The sequence below is a fragment of the Mycobacterium sp. NGS48 genome (genome assembly GCF_059812585.1).
This window is the reverse complement of sequence record NZ_JCALCY010000014.1, coordinates 80,859-98,775: the sequence shown is the minus strand read 5'-3', so window position 1 is coordinate 98,775 and position 17,917 is coordinate 80,859. Positions and strand designations below refer to the sequence as shown.

General features: G+C 67.6%; 17 protein-coding genes and 2 pseudogenes. 9 read left to right on the top strand and 10 right to left on the bottom strand.

All coding sequences use genetic code 11. The features are described 5' to 3' along the window. Positions 1-28 precede the first annotated feature (28 nt). Positions 29-982 carry a 2,3,4,5-tetrahydropyridine-2,6-dicarboxylate N-succinyltransferase gene (gene dapD, locus AC5Y42_RS19775; RefSeq protein WP_499900261.1) on the bottom strand — a complete coding sequence of 318 codons (954 nt, stop codon included), beginning with the start codon at positions 980-982 and terminating at the stop codon, positions 29-31. Positions 983-999: 17 nt separating this feature from the next. On the opposite strand from dapD, the gene dapE reads away from it, so the two are divergent. Further along, positions 1,000-2,073, top strand: a complete 1,074-nt coding sequence (gene dapE, locus AC5Y42_RS19770) for a succinyl-diaminopimelate desuccinylase (protein ID WP_499900260.1) — start codon at positions 1,000-1,002, stop codon at positions 2,071-2,073. Here dapE and AC5Y42_RS19765 read toward each other — a convergent pair. From AC5Y42_RS19765 to AC5Y42_RS19755, 3 genes and pseudogenes are all read right to left on the bottom strand, one after another. Further along, positions 2,070-2,433 (bottom strand): annotated as a pseudogene (locus AC5Y42_RS19765) (PIN domain-containing protein). The gene dapE and the pseudogene AC5Y42_RS19765 sit on opposite strands and share 4 nt — an antisense overlap. Before the next feature lie 121 nt (positions 2,434-2,554). Next, positions 2,555-2,707 (bottom strand): annotated as a pseudogene (locus tag AC5Y42_RS19760) (type II toxin-antitoxin system VapB family antitoxin); the annotation flags it as partial. Positions 2,708-2,768: 61 nt separating this feature from the next. Then, positions 2,769-4,913 (bottom strand): AAA family ATPase, encoded by a 2,145-nt coding sequence (locus AC5Y42_RS19755; protein WP_499900259.1) that lies wholly within the window; start codon positions 4,911-4,913, stop codon positions 2,769-2,771. Positions 4,914-4,959: 46 nt separating this feature from the next. On the opposite strand from AC5Y42_RS19755, the gene log reads away from it, so the two are divergent. From log to AC5Y42_RS19720, 7 genes are all read left to right on the top strand, one after another. Further along, entirely contained in the window at positions 4,960-5,511 is a 552-nt protein-coding gene (gene log, locus AC5Y42_RS19750) for a cytokinin riboside 5'-monophosphate phosphoribohydrolase (RefSeq protein WP_499900258.1), read from the top strand. Positions 5,512-5,641: 130 nt separating this feature from the next. Beyond that, positions 5,642-7,399 (top strand): long-chain-acyl-CoA synthetase FadD6, encoded by a 1,758-nt coding sequence (gene fadD6, locus AC5Y42_RS19745; RefSeq protein WP_499900257.1) that lies wholly within the window; start codon positions 5,642-5,644, stop codon positions 7,397-7,399. Positions 7,400-7,569: 170 nt separating this feature from the next. Next, entirely contained in the window at positions 7,570-8,394 is an 825-nt protein-coding gene (folP, locus tag AC5Y42_RS19740) for a dihydropteroate synthase (RefSeq protein WP_499900269.1), read from the top strand. Next, a complete protein-coding gene (locus tag AC5Y42_RS19735) occupies positions 8,391-9,341 on the top strand; it encodes a glucosyl-3-phosphoglycerate synthase (RefSeq protein ID WP_499900256.1) in 951 nt (316 codons plus the stop codon). Before folP ends, AC5Y42_RS19735 begins: the two co-directional genes overlap by 4 nt. 30 nt (positions 9,342-9,371) lie before the next feature. Next, positions 9,372-9,686 carry a DivIVA domain-containing protein gene (locus AC5Y42_RS19730; protein WP_499900255.1) on the top strand — a complete coding sequence of 105 codons (315 nt, stop codon included), beginning with the start codon at positions 9,372-9,374 and terminating at the stop codon, positions 9,684-9,686. Next, positions 9,683-10,258 carry a DNA-3-methyladenine glycosylase I gene (locus AC5Y42_RS19725; RefSeq protein WP_499900254.1) on the top strand — a complete coding sequence of 192 codons (576 nt, stop codon included), beginning with the start codon at positions 9,683-9,685 and terminating at the stop codon, positions 10,256-10,258. The genes AC5Y42_RS19730 and AC5Y42_RS19725 overlap by 4 nt, the downstream gene beginning before the upstream one ends. A gap of 104 nt (positions 10,259-10,362) precedes the next feature. Beyond that, a complete protein-coding gene (locus AC5Y42_RS19720; RefSeq protein WP_003406247.1) occupies positions 10,363-10,530 on the top strand; it encodes a DUF3117 domain-containing protein in 168 nt (55 codons plus the stop codon). Between the two features lie 10 nt (positions 10,531-10,540). Here AC5Y42_RS19720 and glgA read toward each other — a convergent pair whose 3' ends face one another. Further along, complete coding sequence (glgA, locus tag AC5Y42_RS19715; protein WP_499900253.1) at positions 10,541-11,704, bottom strand: glycogen synthase; 1,164 nt, start codon at positions 11,702-11,704, stop codon at positions 10,541-10,543. Between the two features lie 125 nt (positions 11,705-11,829). Here glgA and glgC point away from each other — a divergent pair, with 125 nt between their 5' ends. Continuing rightward, positions 11,830-13,044, top strand: coding sequence for a glucose-1-phosphate adenylyltransferase (gene glgC / locus AC5Y42_RS19710; protein ID WP_499900252.1), 1,215 nt, complete (start codon positions 11,830-11,832; stop codon positions 13,042-13,044). A 96-nt stretch (positions 13,045-13,140) separates the two neighbouring features. On the opposite strand, the gene AC5Y42_RS19705 is transcribed toward glgC, so the two are convergent. The 5 genes from AC5Y42_RS19705 to AC5Y42_RS19685 form a co-directional block, all read right to left on the bottom strand. Next, positions 13,141-13,815 (bottom strand): methyltransferase family protein, encoded by a 675-nt coding sequence (locus AC5Y42_RS19705; RefSeq protein WP_499900251.1) that lies wholly within the window; start codon positions 13,813-13,815, stop codon positions 13,141-13,143. A 10-nt stretch (positions 13,816-13,825) separates the two neighbouring features. Further along, on the bottom strand, positions 13,826-15,463 hold the full coding sequence (locus AC5Y42_RS19700) for an ABC transporter permease (protein ID WP_499900250.1): 1,638 nt from the start codon (positions 15,461-15,463) through the stop codon (positions 13,826-13,828). Beyond that, positions 15,460-16,395 carry an ABC transporter ATP-binding protein gene (locus AC5Y42_RS19695; protein WP_499900249.1) on the bottom strand — a complete coding sequence of 312 codons (936 nt, stop codon included), beginning with the start codon at positions 16,393-16,395 and terminating at the stop codon, positions 15,460-15,462. Before AC5Y42_RS19695 ends, AC5Y42_RS19700 begins: the two co-directional genes overlap by 4 nt. Beyond that, a complete protein-coding gene (locus AC5Y42_RS19690) occupies positions 16,385-17,023 on the bottom strand; it encodes a TetR/AcrR family transcriptional regulator (protein ID WP_499900248.1) in 639 nt (212 codons plus the stop codon). The genes AC5Y42_RS19695 and AC5Y42_RS19690 overlap by 11 nt, the downstream gene beginning before the upstream one ends. A gap of 71 nt (positions 17,024-17,094) precedes the next feature. Continuing rightward, positions 17,095-17,763: an O-methyltransferase gene (locus tag AC5Y42_RS19685; RefSeq protein WP_499900247.1), complete on the bottom strand. Its 669-nt coding sequence runs from the start codon at positions 17,761-17,763 to the stop codon at positions 17,095-17,097. Positions 17,764-17,917 lie beyond the last annotated feature (154 nt).

The window sequence follows — 17,917 nt, the reverse complement described above, 5'->3', positions numbered from 1 at the left end:
GCGGGGACACGCACGCTCGCGGCGAAAATTAGTTGGCGTGCAGGTCTTCGTTGAGCGCGATGCCCTGGCCGTCGCGGGAGACCACCTCGACCGCGCCGGTCAGCGAATTGCGGCGGAACAGCATGTTGTTGCCGCCGGAGAGTTCACCGGCCTTGACCGCGGCTCCGTCGGGCATCGCGATCTTGGTGCCGGCGGTGACATACAGGCCGGCCTCCACGACACAGTCGTCGCCCAACGAGATGCCCAGCCCGGCATTGGCGCCGAGCAGACAGCGCTTGCCGATCGAGTTGATGTGGGTGCCGCCGCCGGACAGCGTGCCCATGATCGAGGCGCCGCCGCCGATGTCGGAGCCGTCGTCGACGACCACGCCCGCCGAGATGCGGCCCTCCACCATCGACGCGCCCAGCGTCCCCGCGTTGTAGTTGACGAATCCCTCGTGCATCACCGTGGTGCCGGACGCCAAGTGCGCGCCCAATCGCACCCGGTCGGCGTCGGCGATCCGCACCCCGGCCGGCACCACATAGTCGACCATCCGCGGGAATTTGTCGATGCCGTAGACGGTGACCGGTCCGCGACTGCGCAGCCGCACCCGCACGATCTCGAAACCCTCGACGGCGCAAGGCCCGTGATTGGTCCACACCACATTGGTCAACACGCCGAAGAAACCGTCGGCGTTGAGCCCGTGCGGCGCGACCAGCCGGTGCGAGAGCAAATGCAGGCGCAGATAGGCGTCGTAGGCGTCGGCGGGCTTGTCGTCCAGCGAACCGATCACCGTGCGCACCGCGACGGTCTCGGTGCCGCGGTCGTCGTCGCGGCCCGCCAGGGCGGCGAACTCGTCGGGAACCTCGGCTACCGACAGCCGTACGGTGCCGCTTTCGCCGGCATCGATCAGTTCCGGTGCGGGGAACCAAGTGTCGAGCACCGACCCGTCGGCGGCGAGTGTCGCCAGCCCAATACCCGAAGCTGCAGTCACCTGGCCCACGCTACTAGGCTGGACCGGTGCTGGACTTAGCCGGGGACCCGATCGAGCTGACCGCGGCACTGGTCGACATCCCCAGCGAGTCGCGGCACGAAGCACGCATCGCCGACGAGGTCGAGGCCGCGCTACGCGCTCAGACTCCTCCGTCTCTCGGGTTCGAGATCGTGCGTAACGGCGATGCCGTATTGGCCCGCACTGATCTCGGCCGCCCGACACGGGTGCTACTGGCCGGCCATCTCGATACCGTTCCGAGCGCCGACAACCTGCCCAGCCATCGAGACGGCGACCTGCTCTACGGTTGCGGCACCGCCGACATGAAGTCTGGTGACGCGGTGTTTCTGCACCTGGCGGCCACCGTCACCGACCCGGCGCACGACCTGACCCTGGTGTTCTACGACTGTGAGGAAATCGACGCCGCCTCAAACGGTTTGGGCCGCATCGAGCGTGAGTTGCCGGAATGGCTGGCCGCCGATGTGGCGATCCTCGGCGAGCCGACCGCCGGCTACATCGAGGCCGGCTGTCAAGGCACGCTGCGCGTCGTGATCCACGCGAACGGAACACGCGCCCATTCGGCGCGATCGTGGTTGGGCGACAACGCGATTCACAAGCTGGGCGCGGTGCTGGACCGGCTCGCGGCCTATCGGGCCCGCGACGTCGACATCGACGGCTGCACCTACCGCGAGGGCCTTTCGGCAGTGCGCATCGACGGCGGTGTGGCCGGCAATGTCATCCCAGACGCGGCGTCGGTGACCGTCAATTTCCGGTTTGCACCCGACCGCTCGCCGGAGGCCGCGCTGCAACACGTGCACGAGGTGTTCGACGGGCTCGATGTGCGGATCGAACAGACCGACTCCGCCGCCGGCGCGCTGCCGGGCCTGGCCAAGCCTGCCGCCAAGGCGTTGGTCGAGGCGGCGGCCGGGCAGGTCCGGGCGAAATACGGCTGGACCGACGTCTCACGATTCGCGGCCCGCGGTATCCCTGCGGTCAACTACGGCCCCGGTGACCCCAATTTGGCGCATTGTCGCGACGAGCGGGTGCCGGTTGGGCAGATCAGCGCCGCGGTGGACATGTTGCGCCGCTATTTGACGAGCTAGAGGGCGCCGGTGCTCACGACCCGTCGCGCTCTGACGTCGGGCAAGTGGCGCTCGGCGAGTTCGTAGTCGGTGTCGTCGTGCAGGACTATCAGACCCCGGGCCGCCGCGGTGCCGCAGACTAGAAGGTCGACGACTGAGAGGGCACGCACCGCAGCCACGCCGGCAAGTCGATGCTGCGCCGAATCGATCCACCGCCACACGGATTTGGGCACCGGCACATCAGGGTAAATGTCACGAAAAGCCTGGTTCATCTGATCGAATTCGTCCGTATTCCGCGCCGATCGACGAAACTCGGCTCGTTGGGGTTCGCACGAGCCGACCGCCCCGCTGAGAAGCAACGGGTTCCAGGCCGCGGTGAATTCAGGTTGTCGTTGGAGACGCCAGACCGCGGAGGAGTCCACCAGGAAGTGGATCAAGTTCCGACGGACTTCTCGTCGGCCCGCGCCGCGAGCCAGCCCTCGTAGTCCCAGTCCTTGGCCTGCTCACGCGAGCGCGCCAGCGCTTCGATGCGCCGGAACTGCTCGACGTAACCACGCATCGCGAGGTTCACGGCTTCCTTCTTGGTGTGCACCCCGGCGATCCGCATAACTTCGGCCAGCGCTTCGTCGTCGAGGTCGATCTGTGTCACCGACACGGCAACCTCCGCTGTTGTTGGTGATGTATCGAGCAAGCATACATCGCCAACATACTCGCCTCTATTCGTTGGCAGCGCGCTTGGCCTGCCCGGCGGCATCGACGGCCGCCGGACGCAATCCGGCATCGGCCAGGTCGGCGGACACGTCGGCCAGCGCGACCGGATCACCGGCCGCCAGCGCGCGGGCATGAGCCAGCGTGAGCCGGCCGAGCACACAGTCCACCTCGAGCGCCAGGCGTTCGGCGCGATACACCGCGCTGGTGTCGCCGAGTCGGGCGGCGTCCTGCAGCGCCCGGAGCGCGATCGCTGACTGCCCGCCGCGTTCGGCGGCCTGCACGGCTTCCCGGGCGGCGACGATGGCGCCGGTGGTATCGCCGCGAGTCGCCTTCGACCACGCTCTGGCCAAGGCCAGCTCCGGAGCGAACAGTGCCGACTTCAGACCATGTCGCGACTCCGCTCGACTGAAAGCCTTTGCCGCCGCGAGCTGTTCGCCTTGCTGGCCCAGCGCCTGCGCGAGCAGCGACAGCGACAGCGGGCCCCACGAATAGCCGGTGCGCTCCAGCGCCGCGGCAGCGGGTTCCAGCAGCGTCACCGCGGTGTCGAAGTCGCCCTGGGCAATCGCCACATACCCGACCAGCACCTCGCCGATCGCCCGTCCCGGCTGCTGCAGCTCGGCGAAATCGGTATGGCGCTGCGCCAAGGAGCGCGCCGCGTCCAGCCGCCCGGCCATCAGCAGCGCCGTGACCCGGGCGAACCCGCTGGTGAACCTCAACAACCCCGGGTGCTCGGCGGCCACCGCCCGGGCGGCCAGCGCCTCGACGTCGCCGAAGCGGCCGATCCGGGCCGAGCACAGTGCCGCAGCCGAAGCCGCCCACCCCACCCCGATGTCCCCGGCATGCGGGGAAGCCAGCACCTCGTCGGCCAGGCGCAACGCCCGCAGCGGGGTGCCCGCATTCATGGCAAAGGTGGCCGCCAGCCCGTCGATCATGGCCTGCGCCGCCGGCGTCGTGATCCGGTTACGGGTGGTCTGCAAGAAGGTGGTCGCCCGTTCCGGCTCGCTGAGCATCCAGAACTGGTTCGCCGCCCGCGGCAGCGCCCAGGCCATCAACTCGGTCTCCGACAACGTGTCCGGATCGACTGCGGCCAGCACCGCGCCGGCCTCCCGTCCCCGGCCCTGCCAGGCCAGCGCATAGGCCAGCGCCAGCCGCGCCGGCAAGCCGGCGCCGCGGTCGACGGCCGAGGCGGCCAACCGCCTGGCCAACGGGAGATCGCCCAGCCGCAACGCCTGCTGCGCGCCAGCTGCCACCTCGTCAGCGGGCTGCGGCGCATCACTGTCCACCGCCAGCGAGGCCAGCCGCAGCCGGTCGCTGACATGCGTCGACGGCTGTCGCGACAGCAGCGTGACCACCTCGGTGCGCAGTCGCCGTATGCCCTCGCTGCCGAGCGCGATCAGCGCACGTTCGGCGAACAGCGGGTGAGCGGTGTACACGACAGGGTCCGCGCTCTTCCCGCCGCGCACCCGGGTCTCGGCCCCACCGAGTTCGATGGCCTGCTCGACAGCGTCGTCGCCGGTCAGGGCGGTGAGGTCGGTGAGCGCCAGCGGCTCTTGTACCGCGAGATAGTCGAGCACCGAGCGGGAGCCGGCGGGCAGTTCATGGAGGTATGCGTCGACCTCCGCGGAAGACGTGGCACCGGCGGGTGCCTCGATGTCGATGCGACCGAGCAGGTTGTCGGTCCATAGCGCGGCGATCGCCGCCGGCGCGGCATCGGCACGGGCCGTGACCACCATCCGGGCCATACCGGCCAGGGCCAGCTGGTAGACCAACGTGGCCGAGAGGACGTCCAGGTGGTGCGCGTCGTCGACAACGAGCAAAAGATCGCTTTCCTGCGCGCCGCGGGTCAACGATTGCCGGGCCGCGCGCAACAGCGCGGCCGGCTTGCCGATGTCGGCGATCTCGACCAGATGACTGAATGCTCCGAACGGCACGACGCGCTCGGTCGGCGTGCCGGTGACCCACTGCGTCAGTGTGGCCGGGTGCTGTTGGACGACATGCTCGGCCGCCAACCGGGCCAGGGTGGATTTGCCGATACCGTCGAGCCCCAGCACGACCGCTCCGGACTGAGCACCGGGAACGTCGCGGGCCAGTGCCGTCTCCAACTGCTCCAATGCGGCCGCGTGTTGGGGGACGTTCCACCGAATCGGCACCGCCGGATTTTACGGTGCCCGGCCACCGCCGGATAGCCTTTCCGGCATGGGGCGGTCCGGAGCGTGGGCGGTGTGCGTGTATTGCGCTTCCGGACCGACGCACCCCGAATTGCTGGCCCTGGCCGCCGAGGTAGGCGAGGCGATCGCGGAGCGGGGCTGGACGCTGGTGTGGGGCGGCGGAAACGTCTCGGCGATGGGCGCGCTGGCCACCGCGGCCCGAGCCCGCGGCGGTTGGACCGTCGGCGTGATCCCCAAAGCGTTGGTCCACCGTGAACTGGCCGATACCGACGCCGACGAGCTGATCGTCACCGACACCATGCGGGAGCGCAAACAGGTGATGGAAGACCGCGCCGACGCGTTCCTGGCCCTGCCGGGCGGTATCGGCACACTCGAGGAACTGTTCGAGGCCTGGACCGGCGGATACCTCGGTATGCACGACAAACCCGTGGTGATGCTCGACCCGAGCGGGCACTTCGACGGGCTGCGGGCCTGGCTTTACGGACTGATCGATCCCGGCTACGTCGCTCAGGCCGCGCTGGACCGACTGATCGTGGCCGACGAGGTGAGCACGGCGCTGGACGCCTGCGCACCCGGCTGAGCGCGGCCGGACCACCTTGCGAGCGTGAAGCCAGGTTCACGTTCGTCGACGAGTGTGAACTCAGGTTCACGCTGGGCGTTAGGCTGGCCGCCAAGTTCAGTGGGAATGGCGGACCTTAGAGAGGTGCCAAGTGTCCGAAGTCGGGCTGGTCGATATCGCAAGCCGGGTGCCCGGTCTCATAGCCGACGTGCCGGTGATGGTGCGCGGAGCGCTGACCGGGCTGCTGGCCCGGCCCACCTCCAAGGCGTCGATCGGCAAGGTGTTTCAGGACCGGGCTGCCCGCTACGGCGACCGGGTGTTCCTCCGGTTCGGTGAGCAGCAACTGACTTACGCCGAGGCCAACGCGACGGCCAATCGCTACGCCGCGGTGCTGGCCGCCCGCGGTGTCGGCCACGGCGACGTCGTCGGGATCGTGTTGCGCAACTCGCCCAACGCGGTGCTGATGATGCTGGCCGTGGTCAAATGCGGCGCCGTCGCCGGCATGATCAACTACCACCAGCGCGGCGAAGTGCTGGCCCACAGCCTGAGTCTGCTGGACGCCAAGGTGCTGGTCGCCGAATCCGACCTGGTCGACGTCATCAGGGAATGCGGCGCTCCCGGCGCTGAGCCGCTGACCATCGAGGAACTGGAGCGACTGGCCGCCACCGCACCCACGACCAATCCGCCGTCGGCCTCGGCGGTGTTGGCCAAGGACACCGCCTTCTACATCTTCACCTCCGGCACCACCGGGCACCCCAAGGCCAGTGTGATGACCCATCGGCGGTGGCTGGCCGCGCTGGCCGCTTTCGGCGGGCTGGGCCTGCGGCTGCACAGCAGCGACACCCTGTACAGCTGCCTGCCGCTCTACCACAACAACGCGCTGACCGTCGCGGTGTCGTCGGTGATCAACTCCGGGGCGACACTGGCGCTGGGTAAGAAGTTTTCAGCGTCGCAGTTCTGGGACGAGGTGATTGCCTACGACGCAACGGCGTTCATCTACATCGGCGAAGTCTGCCGCTATCTCCTCAACCAGCCACCTAAGCCAACCGACCGCTCGCACAAGGTTCGGCTGATCGCCGGCAACGGCCTGCGCCCAGAGATCTGGGAGGAGTTCACCACCCGGTTCGGCATCGAGCGGGTCTGTGAGTTCTACGCCGCCAGCGAGGGCAACACCGCGTTCATCAACATCTTCAACGTGCCCAAGACGACCGGGATCTCGCCGCTGCCGTTGGCCTACGTCGAGTACGACCCCGACACCGGTGCCCCGCTGCGCGACGACAACGGCCGGGTGCGCCGGGTTCCTCCCGGCGAGCCCGGTCTGCTGATCAGCCCGGTCAACAAACTGCAGCCGTTCGACGGCTACACCGACCCCGCTGCCAGCGAGAAGAAGTTGGTGCGCAACGCTTTTCGCGAGGGCGACTGCTGGTTCAACACCGGTGACGTGATGAGTCCGCAGGGCATGGGACATGCCGCGTTCGTCGACCGGCTCGGCGACACGTTCCGGTGGAAGGGTGAGAACGTCGCCACCACCCAGGTGGAAGCGGCGCTGGGACTCGACTCGTCTGTCGAGGAATCCGCAGTCTTCGGCGTGGAAATCCCGCGCACCGGTGGCCGCGCCGGGATGGCCGCGGTCAAGCTGCGCGACGGCACCGAGTTCGACGGGCAGGCGCTGGCCGGCACGCTCTACGAGCATTTGCCGGTGTATGCGCTGCCGCTGTTCGTGCGGGTGGTGGAGTCCATGGAGCACACCACGACCTTCAAGAGCCGCAAGGTGGATTTGCGTGAGCAGGCCTACGGTCCCGGCATCGACGACCCGCTGTACGTGCTGGCCGGCCGCGACGACGGCTACGTCCCGTTCTACGGTGACTACCCCGACGAGGTCGCGGCCGGTAAGCGACCGCAAGGCTGAGTGTTCCAGTCGAGACTGCGCTGACAGCATCGATCCTGCGCACAGCGATCACTTGAGCCTGCCGGGGATCTGGTCGCCCTGAGCGCAGTCTCGATGAGCAGGGCGGGCACCATAGACGGGTGCAGTCCACCCTGTGCGGCCGCCCGGTCGCGGCCGATCGTCCGCTGATCATGGCGATCGTCAACCGCACCCCGGATTCGTTCTACGACCGCGGCGCCACTTTCAGCGACGAGGCGGCCAAGGCCGCCGCGCACCGGGTCATCGCCGACGGGGCCGACGTCGTCGACGTCGGCGGCGTCAAGGCCGGCCCGGGGGAGAGCATCGACACCGAAACCGAGACCGCCCGGGTGGTGCCGTTCATCGAGTGGCTGCGCGAGGCCTACCCCGACCAACTGATCAGCGTCGACACCTGGCGTTCCACGGTGGCCAGGCGGGCCTGCCGGGCGGGCGCCGACCTGATCAACGACAGCTGGGGCGGCGTCGACGCCGAGATGCCCGGAGTGGCCGCCGAATTCGGCGCGGGCCTGGTCTGTTCACACACCGGCGGCATGTCCCCGCGCACCCGGCCCTTTCGGGTCAGCTACGGCCTGAGCACCCGGGGCGTGGTCGACGACGTGATCGGTGAAGTCACCGCGGCCGCCGAACGAGCTGTTGCCGCCGGGGTGGACCGCGATCGGATACTGATCGACCCGACCCACGACTTCGGTAAGAACACCTTCCACGGGTTGGCGTTGTTGCGTCATGTGGAAGATCTTGTTGACACCGGTTGGCCGGTCTTGATGGCGTTGAGCAACAAAGATTTCGTCGGGGAGACTCTGGGTGTGGATCTGACGCAACGGCTGGAGGGAACCTTGGCCGCCACCGCGCTGGCCGCCGCGGCCGGTGTCCGGATGTTCCGGGTGCACGAGGTCGGTCCCACCCGACGGGTGCTGGAGATGGTGGCGTCGATTCAAGGGCGACGACCGCCGACGCGCACGGTGAGAGGGCTGGCATGACAGCATCAGAGCTGGTCGATCTCGTCGGCGACGGAATCCTGGCCGCGCTGCCCGGCGACACCTGGCTGCCTGACCGCAGCTGGAGTCACCCGAAAACGGTCGACGAACTGGTGTCAGCAAAGGCAGGCCGCACCATTTCGGTGGTGCTGCCCGCCCTCAACGAGGAAAGCACGATCGAATCGGTCATCGACAGCATCTCGCCGGTGCTCGGCGGGTTGGTCGACGAGTTGATCGTGCTGGACTCCGGCTCGACCGACGACACCGAGATCCGCGCCATCGCCGCCGGCGCACGCGTCGTCACCCGCGAACAAGCGCTGCCCGACGTCGCCCCGCGTCCCGGCAAGGGTGAGGTGTTGTGGCGCTCGCTGGCGGCCACCAGCGGCGACATCATCGTGTTCGTCGACTCCGACCTGATCGACCCGCACCCGATGTTCGTGCCGTGGCTGGTCGGTCCGCTGCTCGCCGGCGACGGCACCCACCTGGTCAAAAGCTTCTACCGGCGGCCATTCAACACGGACGGCACCGGCGGGGGCCGCGTCACCGAACTGGTGGCGCGGCCGCTGCTCGCGGCACTGCGGCCCGAGCTGGGCCGGGTGTTGCAACCGCTGGGCGGCGAATACGCGGCCACTCGCGAACTGCTGATGTCGCTGCCCTTCGCGCCGGGCTACGGGGTGGAGATCGGCCTGCTGGTCGACACCTACGACAGGCTGGGTTTCGAAGCGATCGCTCAGGTCAACCTCGGCGTACGGGCGCACCGCAACCGGCCGCTTGCCGAACTGGGCCCGATGAGCCGGCAGGTGGTGGCCACGCTGCTGTCCCGCTGCGGCATCCCCGACTCCGGGGTGGGCCTGACGCAGTTCCTCGTCGACGGTGACGGGTTCACGCCGCGCACGTCGCCGGTGTCGCTGTCCGACCGCCCACCGATGAGTACGCTGCGGCCGCGTTGATCGGGGGCGGGATAAGGCAGGATCGGTGACGTGGCGTTGGTGTTGCTGTATCTGGTGGTGCTGATCCTGGTGGCGATCGTGCTGTTCGGCGTGGCCAGCATGCTGTACGGCCGCGGCGAGCAGCTGCCGCCGCTACCCCGCGCGACGACCGCGACGGTGCTGCCGGCCTCCGGTGTCACCGGGGCCGATGTCGACGCAGTGAAGTTCAGCCAGGTGCTGCGCGGCTACAAGACCAGCGAGGTCGACTGGGTACTGGATCGGCTCGGCCGGGAGCTCGACCAGTTGCGCGGCCAACTCGCGTCGGTGCAGACCGGGAAACCTGAGGCCGACGAGGACCCCGAATGACCGACGACGGGCGCAGCCGCTGCGGTTGGGCGACCAGTGACCTTTACCGCGACTACCACGACAACGAATGGGGCCGGCCGCTGTATGGCCGGGTGCCGCTGTTCGAGCGGCTGAGCCTGGAAGCGTTTCAAAGCGGGCTGTCCTGGCTGACCATCCTCAAGAAGCGGGACAACTTCCGGCGGGCCTTCGCCGGTTTCGACATCGAGTCGGTCGCCCGCTACACCGATGCCGACGTGGCCCGCCTGATGGCTGACGAGTCCATCGTGCGCAACCGCGCCAAGATCGAGGCGACGATCGCCAACGCGCGAGCCGCCGTCGGGGTTGATATCTCCGAGCTGTTGTGGTCGTTCGCGCCGCCGCCGCGACCCCTGTCGCGACGGCCCGCCGACTCCGCCGAAGTGCCGTCGGCGACCGCGGAATCCACCGCGATGGCCCGGGAATTGAAGCGGCGCGGATTCCGGTTCGTGGGACCTACCACCGCCTATGCCTTGATGCAGGCGACCGGGATGGTCGACGACCACCTGCGCACCTGCTGGGTGCCGTCGGCTACCCGGTCAGACACGCCCGCGTAGGCCCGCACCCGGGTCTTGTACACCCCTCCGGTGTCGATAGGGAACAATGGGGGAGTGAATTGGCAGTTGACGGCGGGCCAGCTCGAACCTGGAGGGAGCACTCGATGGCGGCGATGAAGCCCCGGACCGGTGATGGTCCGCTGGAAGCGACCAAAGAGGGGCGCGGCATCGTGATGCGGGTACCGCTGGAGGGCGGTGGCCGACTCGTCGTCGAGCTGACGCCCGACGAAGCCGCCGCACTCGGCGACGAACTCAAGGGCGTCACCAGCTGAGCGCCCGCCGCTAGCTACCCACCTTTTGATAGATCTCCAACGTCTGCTCGGCGATGTTCGCCCAGGAGAACTCCGCGATAGCCCGCTGACGTCCGGCCTGACCGTAGCGCTTTGCCCGCTCGGGGTCGGCGACCAAAGCGTTGACCGCCTCGGCCAGACGGCTCTGGTAACCGGCTGAATCGTCGGCGTCGTAGTGCACCAGCGAGCCGGTGACGCCGTCGGCCACCACCTCGGGTATCCCGCCGACGTCGGAGGCCACCACGGCCGTCGCGCAAGCCATTGCCTCGAGGTTGACGATCCCCAACGGCTCGTATACCGATGGGCACACGAAAACCGTTGCCGCCGAGAAAACTTCACGAAGTCTCCGGATGGGGAGCATTTCCCGGACCCAGAACACGCCGTGGCGCCGCTGACCCAATTCGGCCACGGCCGCCGACACTTCGGCGGCGATCTCAGGGGTGTCGGGAGCCCCAGCGCACAACACCAACTGCACCTCGGGGCTGAACCGGTGGGCGGCGGCTAAGAGATGACCGACGCCCTTCTGGCGGGTAATCCGCCCGACGAAGGCCACGGTGGGCCGGCGCGGGTCGACCCCCAATTCGGCCAGCAGCGACTCGCCCGGTTTCGGCTCGACGGGATACCACACGTCGGTGTCGATGCCGTTGTGCACCACATGTACCCGGGACGGATCCAAAGCCGGATAGGTGGACAACACGTCGTTGCGCATCCCAGAGCTGACGGCGATCACCGCATCGGCTGCGCTGACGGCAGTGCGTTCCACCCAGGACGACAGCCGGTAGCCACCGCCGAGCTGTTCGGCCTTCCACGGCCGCAACGGTTCCAGCGAATGCGCGGTCAGCACATGCGGAATGTCGTAGAGCAAGCCGGCCAGGTGCCCGGCCAGGCCGGTGTACCAGGTGTGGCTGTGCACCACGTCGGCGTTCAGGGCGGCGCCGGCCATCACCAGATCGGACGACAGCGTCGCCAGCGCCGGATTTGCGCCCTCTAGCCGCGAATCGGGCTGGTAAACGAACGCCCCCGGCCGGGGGGCGCCCATGCAGTGCACGTCGACGCGGCACAGGTTGCGCAGTTGCGCGACCAGTTCGGTGACATGCACCCCGGCGCCGCCGTACACCTCAGGGGGATACTCCCGAGTCATCATCGCCACCCGCATACACCGCACGGTAACGGTTGGGGCGCGTCGCGCCGAACCAAATACCTTGACGGACAGCCCGTCCACGCAGGGTAATCAGCCGATTGACGTGGCGACGGTCTTCAGCGGCCGATAGGTTTGAAACCATGAGGGAAGCGCCACACGTGCTGGGCATCGTCCTGGCCGGCGGGGAGGGCAAGCGGTTGTATCCGCTGACCGCAGACCGGGCCAAACCCGCGGTTCCCTTCGGCGGCGCCTACCGACTGATCGACTTCGTGCTGTCCAACCTTGTCAACGCCCGCTACCTGCGGGTTTGCGTTCTCACTCAATACAAGTCGCATTCGCTGGACCGGCACATCTCACAGAATTGGCGACTGAGCGGCCTGGCCGGCGAGTACATCACCCCGGTTCCGGCGCAGCAGCGGCTCGGCCCGCGTTGGTACACCGGTTCCGCCGACGCGATCTATCAGTCGATGAACTTGATCTTCGACGAAGACCCGGAATACATCGTGGTTTTCGGCGCTGACCACGTCTACCGGATGGACCCCGAACAGATGCTGCGATTCCACATTCGCAGCGGGGCGGGCGCGACGGTGGCCGGGATCCGGGTGCCGCGGGCGGAGGCCACCGCGTTCGGGTGTCTGGACGCCGACGAGTCCGGCCGCATCCGCAGTTTCGTCGAGAAACCGACCGAGCCACCGGGTACCCCCGACGATCCCGAGGCCACATTCGTCTCGATGGGCAACTACATTTTCACCACCAAGGTGCTCATCGACGCCATCCGCGCCGACGCCGAAGATGACCACTCCGACCACGACATGGGCGGTGACATCATTCCGCGGCTGGTGTCCGACGGGATGGCCGCCGTCTACGACTTCTCCGACAACGAGGTGCCCGGTGCCACCGACCGCGATCGGGGCTACTGGCGCGACGTGGGAACGCTGGACGCTTTCTACGACGCCCACATGGACTTGGTATCGGTGCATCCGGTGTTCAACCTGTACAACCGGCGCTGGCCGATCCACGGTGCAACGGAGAACCTGGCGCCGGCGAAATTCGTCAACGGCGGCTCCGCGCAGGAGTCGGTGGTAGGCGCGGGCAGCATCATCTCGGCGGCGTCGGTGCGTAACTCGGTGCTGTCGTCGAACGTCGTCGTCGACGACGGCGCGATCGTGGAGGGCAGCGTGATCATGCCGGGCACCCGGGTCGGTCGCGGTGCGGTGGTGCGTCACGCGATCCTGGACAAAAATGTGGTCGTCGGACCGGGCGAGATGGTCGGGGTGGACTTGGAGAAGGACCGCGAACGCTTCGCGATCAGCGCCGGCGGGGTGGTTGCGGTGGGCAAAGGCATCTGGATCTAACCCGCGCCCTTTCTTCGCGAGCGTGCGTGTCCCCGGTCGACATGCCGACCTATTTCCCGGGTTTGCGCACGGTCGCGGCGGGAGTGCGGCGCTCGGTCACCACACGTAAGGCAGCAGCCGGTAGTGCACCTGCTCGGTGTACTGGCGGTAGCCGCTCAAATCCTCTTGCAGGAGCTGTTCTTCGTCGCGAATGCGGACAGCCAACACGATCAGGCCCGGGATGACGAAAACCAGCCCCCAGTACGAGCCGAGCGCGAGCGGGATGCCCAGCATCATGATCAGGTTTCCGGTGTACATCGGGTGTCGCACCATCCCATATAAGCCGGTGGAGACGACCCGCTGCCCCTCCTCGATCGTGACATTGGCGGCCGCATAAGCGTTCTGGATGACCACCAGCATCGAGAGGCCAAGGCCGATCGCGACCAAAACGTCGCCTACCAAACACACCGCGTTCGGAACCGATGACCACCCGAACCGGTGGTCCAGGGCGCTGACCACGCACATGGCCGCCAGCGAAAACAGTGCGACGGAGATGATGACCTTCTCCAGCGTTCTGTCCTCGGCCAACGGTCCCGCGCGCATCCGCCGATCAAGGGCGTCCTGGTTCGTTCGCAGTAGGTAGATGCCGGGAACCCAGGTGGACACGACGAATACGCCGAGGAAAACCCACGCCTGCCAGTAATGGAAGGTGCCGGCCGGCAGAAACACCACCAACCCAAACACCACAAGTCCCCACACACTCGAAAGTGCTGCTTTGACAACAGTTTTCATAGCAGCCTCCTCAGCTTCTAAGATCGCGGCGCCGGAAGGCCGCCACGCCGAGTGCTATCAGTGACGCATCGATCACCAGCAGCAACAGCAGCGGAACCGCCGTGAAGGTACCATCGCCGATTCGGGGAATGTGTGCGAACGGCTCGAGGTCGCACAGCCACTGCGGCAAAGCCGACAAGGAACCGACAAGGTACAACGCGATGAATCCAACCAACACGCCCCAAGCCGCCGGGGTCAACCGTGGCGCCAGCCCGAACAACGCCACCGTCACGGCGGCAAGCAGCCACACCGCGGGCAGTTGCGCGGCCGCGGTGCCGACAACTGCGGGAAGTTTGCCGCTGATATCGCCGGCGGCGACGCCGTAGGTGAGCCCGGCGACCAGTCCGGAAACCAGCATCGCGGCGCCAGACCCCACCAGCGCAGTCGTCAGATGGCTTGCCAACCAACGACTTCGGCTCACGGCACCGCTTAGCAGCGTTTCAGCCCGCTGGCCGGTCTCCTCCTGGTGCAAACGCAACGACAGCGAGATGGCGAACGCGGCGGCCGCCATGCTCAGCATCGCGAACGCGATCGCGATGAACGCCTGCTCCAAGGCGCTGGTGCCGCCCATCCGGGTCACGATGTCACGCGCGGCGGTGCTATCGCCAAGTTGATCGCCGATCCCGTGCACGACGCTGCCGACCAGCAAGCCATACAGGCACAGTCCGACCGTCCACAGCAGCAGCGCACCGCGGTCCAGGCGCCACGCCAGCCCCGACACGCTGCTCAACATCGCTGCCGCTCGCGCCGGACCCGGGCGTTCGGCGATCAGCCCCGCGCCGACGTCGCGGCCGGCGAGCAGTCGGTAGGCCAGCGCGGTGAGCAGCACGGCCGTCACCAGATGCAGTGCCAGGACCCACCAGTGGTCCCCGGCATACGGCCGGACCTGTAGCGACCAGCCCAGGGGTGAGAGCCAGGACAAGGTGCCCGAGCCGGCGTCACCGACGGCGCGCAAGGTGAACGCGGCGGCCAGCACAGTGAATGCCGCGCTCCGGCCGAATCGGGCGCTCGGCGACAGTTGCGCCGCAACCGCGGCCACCGCCGTGAACACCAACCCGGAGGCGGCCAGCGCCGCCCCGAATGCCAGCGATCCGCCGGGTGCGACGTCGGTCGTGAGCAGTCCGGCCGCGCCGATCGCGCCGGTGCTGATCGACGCGCCGAACGACAGGAGTAGTGCGGCCGTCAAACTCGCGTAGCGGCCCACCGCCGTCGAGTCGATCAATTCGGCGCGTCCCGTCTCCTCGTCGGCACGGGTGTGGCGCATCACGGTGAGGATGACCGCCACCGCGATGAGTAGATGGAACATGCCGGCCTTCCAAATGCCCACCGCGCCAAGGCTGTCGTTGTAGACCGGGCCGTAGAGCGCGCGCTGAGCCGGGCTCGCCATGATCGACGACGCGAACGTCGCGCGCTCTGCCTGGGTGGGCGCCACCTTCGCCATGCTGCCGATGTAAACGGTGGCAAGCGGCACCGAAAGCAACAGCACCCACAGCGGTAACACGACCCGGTCGCGGCGCAGATAGAGCCGCAGCATCCCTACAGTGCCTGAGAAGCTTGAACTACGCTGCGGCGCTTGATGAGCCGGCTGGCCCAGCGTGGCGGTGCTCATGCGGGCACCTGTTCTCCGCTGTGCACATCCTGGCCATCGGTGCCGTAATGGCGCAGAAAAAGTTCTTCCAGTGTGGGGGGCTGGCTGATCAGACTGCGCACTCCGGCGTCGCCGAGCACCCGGATGAGTTCGCCGAGGCTCTCGCCGTCGACTTGGGCGCGCAGCGTGGTTCCCTCGACGCTGAGGTCCTCCACACCCTTGATCCGGGTGAGATCGCCGGGATCGCCGATCATTTCAGCCTTGATCGAGGTGCGGCTGAGGTGGCGCATCGAATCCAGCGACCCGCTCTCCACGGTCTGGCCGGCCCGGATGATCGTCACCCGTTCGCAGAGTGCCTCCGTTTCGGCCAGGATGTGGCTCGACAGCAGGACCGTGGCGCCGCGATCGCGGGCCTCGGCAACGCACTGCTGAAACACGTTTTCCATCAGCGGATCCAGGCCGCTGCTGGGCTCGTCGAGCAGCAGTAGCCGGGCCCGCGACGAGAAGGCCGAAATCAGGGAGACCTTTTGCCGGTTGCCTTTCGAGTAGGTGCGCGCCTTCTTGCGCGGGTCCAGCTCGAAGCGCTCGACGAGTTCGGCTCGGCGCTTCTCGTCGATACCACCGCGCATGCGGGCGAGCAGGTCGATGGTCTCCCCGCCGGTGAGGTTGGGCCACAGCGTCACATCCCCAGGCACGTAGGCGATCTGGCGGTGCAGGTCCACAGCGTCGGCCCACGGGTCACCGCCGAGCAGTCGTGCCGTACCGGAGTCGGCCTTCACCACACCGAGCAGGATGCGGATCGTCGTCGATTTCCCCGCGCCGTTGGGTCCGAGAAAGCCGTGCACTTCACCCTGGCGCACCGTCAGATCGAGGCCGTCCAGCGCCCGCACCGCGCCGAAGGATTTCGTCAGGTGGCTGATTTCGATTGCCGCCTGGCCGTTGTCAACTGGCATTGGATTCTCCCTGTTCTGCTTCGGCGAGGAATGCGTTGTACCTGGTGTCGTCTGTCAGCAGGCCGTCGGTGTAGATCTCCAGAGCGGGTAGAACCATGTCGCGGGCGTAGTCGCGCAGTACTGCGCGCAAATCCGTCGGGGAGTCGTGCATCTGGAGATACAGCAGGAAGCCGCCCCCGCCGGTGATCGCCAGATATTTTGCCCGTGCCTTGGGGTCTCGGCTGGGCTTGAGGATGCCCGCCCGCACACCTTCGTCGAGGTATTCCTCGGCATCGTCGATCATCTTGCGCCACAATGTGTTTGCGAGACCGCCGCCCATTTGCATGGAGCGAACGAGGTAGGCCATCATCGACGCGTACGACTCAATTTCGGCCATCGCGGCAAACCAGGTGCCCGGGTCGGTCGACCGCATCGCCTCCGATTTGCCGCTGCGGATCTCTTCGGCGACGTAGTCGTCGCACGCGTTGCGCAGGCCGTCTTTGGATCCGAAGTGATGAATGACCAAGGCCGCGCTCACGCCGGCGGCGTCGGCGATCGCGCGCAGTCCGACCCCGAAACCGTGCTCACCAAACTGCTCGATGGCCGCATCACGGATTCGCGCGGCTGCGGTCAAGTCGGCTGAACGCATGTTCAGTACACTAAACGCGCGTTCAGCCAGCTGTCAAGCGTGACTCGTCGCACCAACAGTGCTGGAAGATGTCAGTCGCGGACAGCGGCAAGCAAGCCGTCGCCGAGCGGCACCAACGCGGGGTTGAGGCGTTCGTCTTCGGCGATCAGCCGCGCGGCTTCGCGGACTGCGGTGACTTCGGCATCGTGGGCCGCCGGATCATTGGCCCGACCACCAAGCGCCGCGCGGTGCACGATGATCACGCCGCCCGAGCGCAGCAGCCGTACACCTTCGACCACGTAGTCCGGCTGGTCGATCGGGTCGGCGTCGATGAACACCAGGTCGTAGGACTCGTCGGCGAGCCGGGTCAGCACCTCTTGGGCACGACCGCTGATCAGCCGCGTGCGCGACGGACCGATCCCGGCGTCGCTGAACGCCTGCTTGGCGGTCTGCTGATGCTCGGGCTCGATGTCGATCGTGGTCAACACACCGTCGTCGCTCATACCCGAGAGCAGCCACAGTCCGCTGACCCCGGCGCCGGTGCCGACCTCGACGACGGCTTTGCCGCCACTCAGCCTGGCCAGCAAGCTCAGCAGCGCGCCGACGGCAGGCGTGACGGCGCCGGCGCCGATCTCGACGGCGCGGTCTCGCGCTGCCGCCAAAACCGCATCCTCGGAGATCGACCCCTCGGCGTGCGCGGAGATCGCTGCGGCCCGACTGGTTTGGGCCGTCCGGCCGGTTGCGTCGTCGGTGCTGGCCATGCCCGCAGCGTAAGTCCAACCTATGCTCCACGCGGGCAGGCGCGCCCGAACGACGGTCTCGCTCGGTGAGCCGCGACACGCCCGGAAGTCCAAGCCGCACAATGTCACATCGCGCGCTAAACCCGCAGCGCAAACGGTTGCCTGCCCGGTTTCT

Bases quoted from the DNA above. Each gene is read 5' to 3' on its own strand.
- log (WP_499900258.1), top strand. From the start codon at position 4,960: ATGGGGCGGTCCGGAGCGTGGGCGGTGTGCGTGTATTGCGCTTCCGGA.
- folP (WP_499900269.1), top strand. From the start codon at position 7,570: ATGGCGATCGTCAACCGCACCCCGGATTCGTTCTACGACCGCGGCGCC.
- AC5Y42_RS19735 (WP_499900256.1), top strand. From the start codon at position 8,391: ATGACAGCATCAGAGCTGGTCGATCTCGTCGGCGACGGAATCCTGGCC.
- AC5Y42_RS19725 (WP_499900254.1), top strand. From the start codon at position 9,683: ATGACCGACGACGGGCGCAGCCGCTGCGGTTGGGCGACCAGTGACCTT.
- AC5Y42_RS19720 (WP_003406247.1), top strand. From the start codon at position 10,363: ATGGCGGCGATGAAGCCCCGGACCGGTGATGGTCCGCTGGAAGCGACC.
- glgA (WP_499900253.1), bottom strand. From the start codon at position 11,704: ATGCGGGTGGCGATGATGACTCGGGAGTATCCCCCTGAGGTGTACGGC.
- glgC (WP_499900252.1), top strand. From the start codon at position 11,830: ATGAGGGAAGCGCCACACGTGCTGGGCATCGTCCTGGCCGGCGGGGAG.
- AC5Y42_RS19705 (WP_499900251.1), bottom strand. From the start codon at position 13,815: ATGAAAACTGTTGTCAAAGCAGCACTTTCGAGTGTGTGGGGACTTGTG.
- AC5Y42_RS19700 (WP_499900250.1), bottom strand. From the start codon at position 15,463: ATGAGCACCGCCACGCTGGGCCAGCCGGCTCATCAAGCGCCGCAGCGT.
- AC5Y42_RS19695 (WP_499900249.1), bottom strand. From the start codon at position 16,395: ATGCCAGTTGACAACGGCCAGGCGGCAATCGAAATCAGCCACCTGACG.
- AC5Y42_RS19690 (WP_499900248.1), bottom strand. From the start codon at position 17,023: ATGCGTTCAGCCGACTTGACCGCAGCCGCGCGAATCCGTGATGCGGCC.
- AC5Y42_RS19685 (WP_499900247.1), bottom strand. From the start codon at position 17,763: ATGGCCAGCACCGACGACGCAACCGGCCGGACGGCCCAAACCAGTCGG.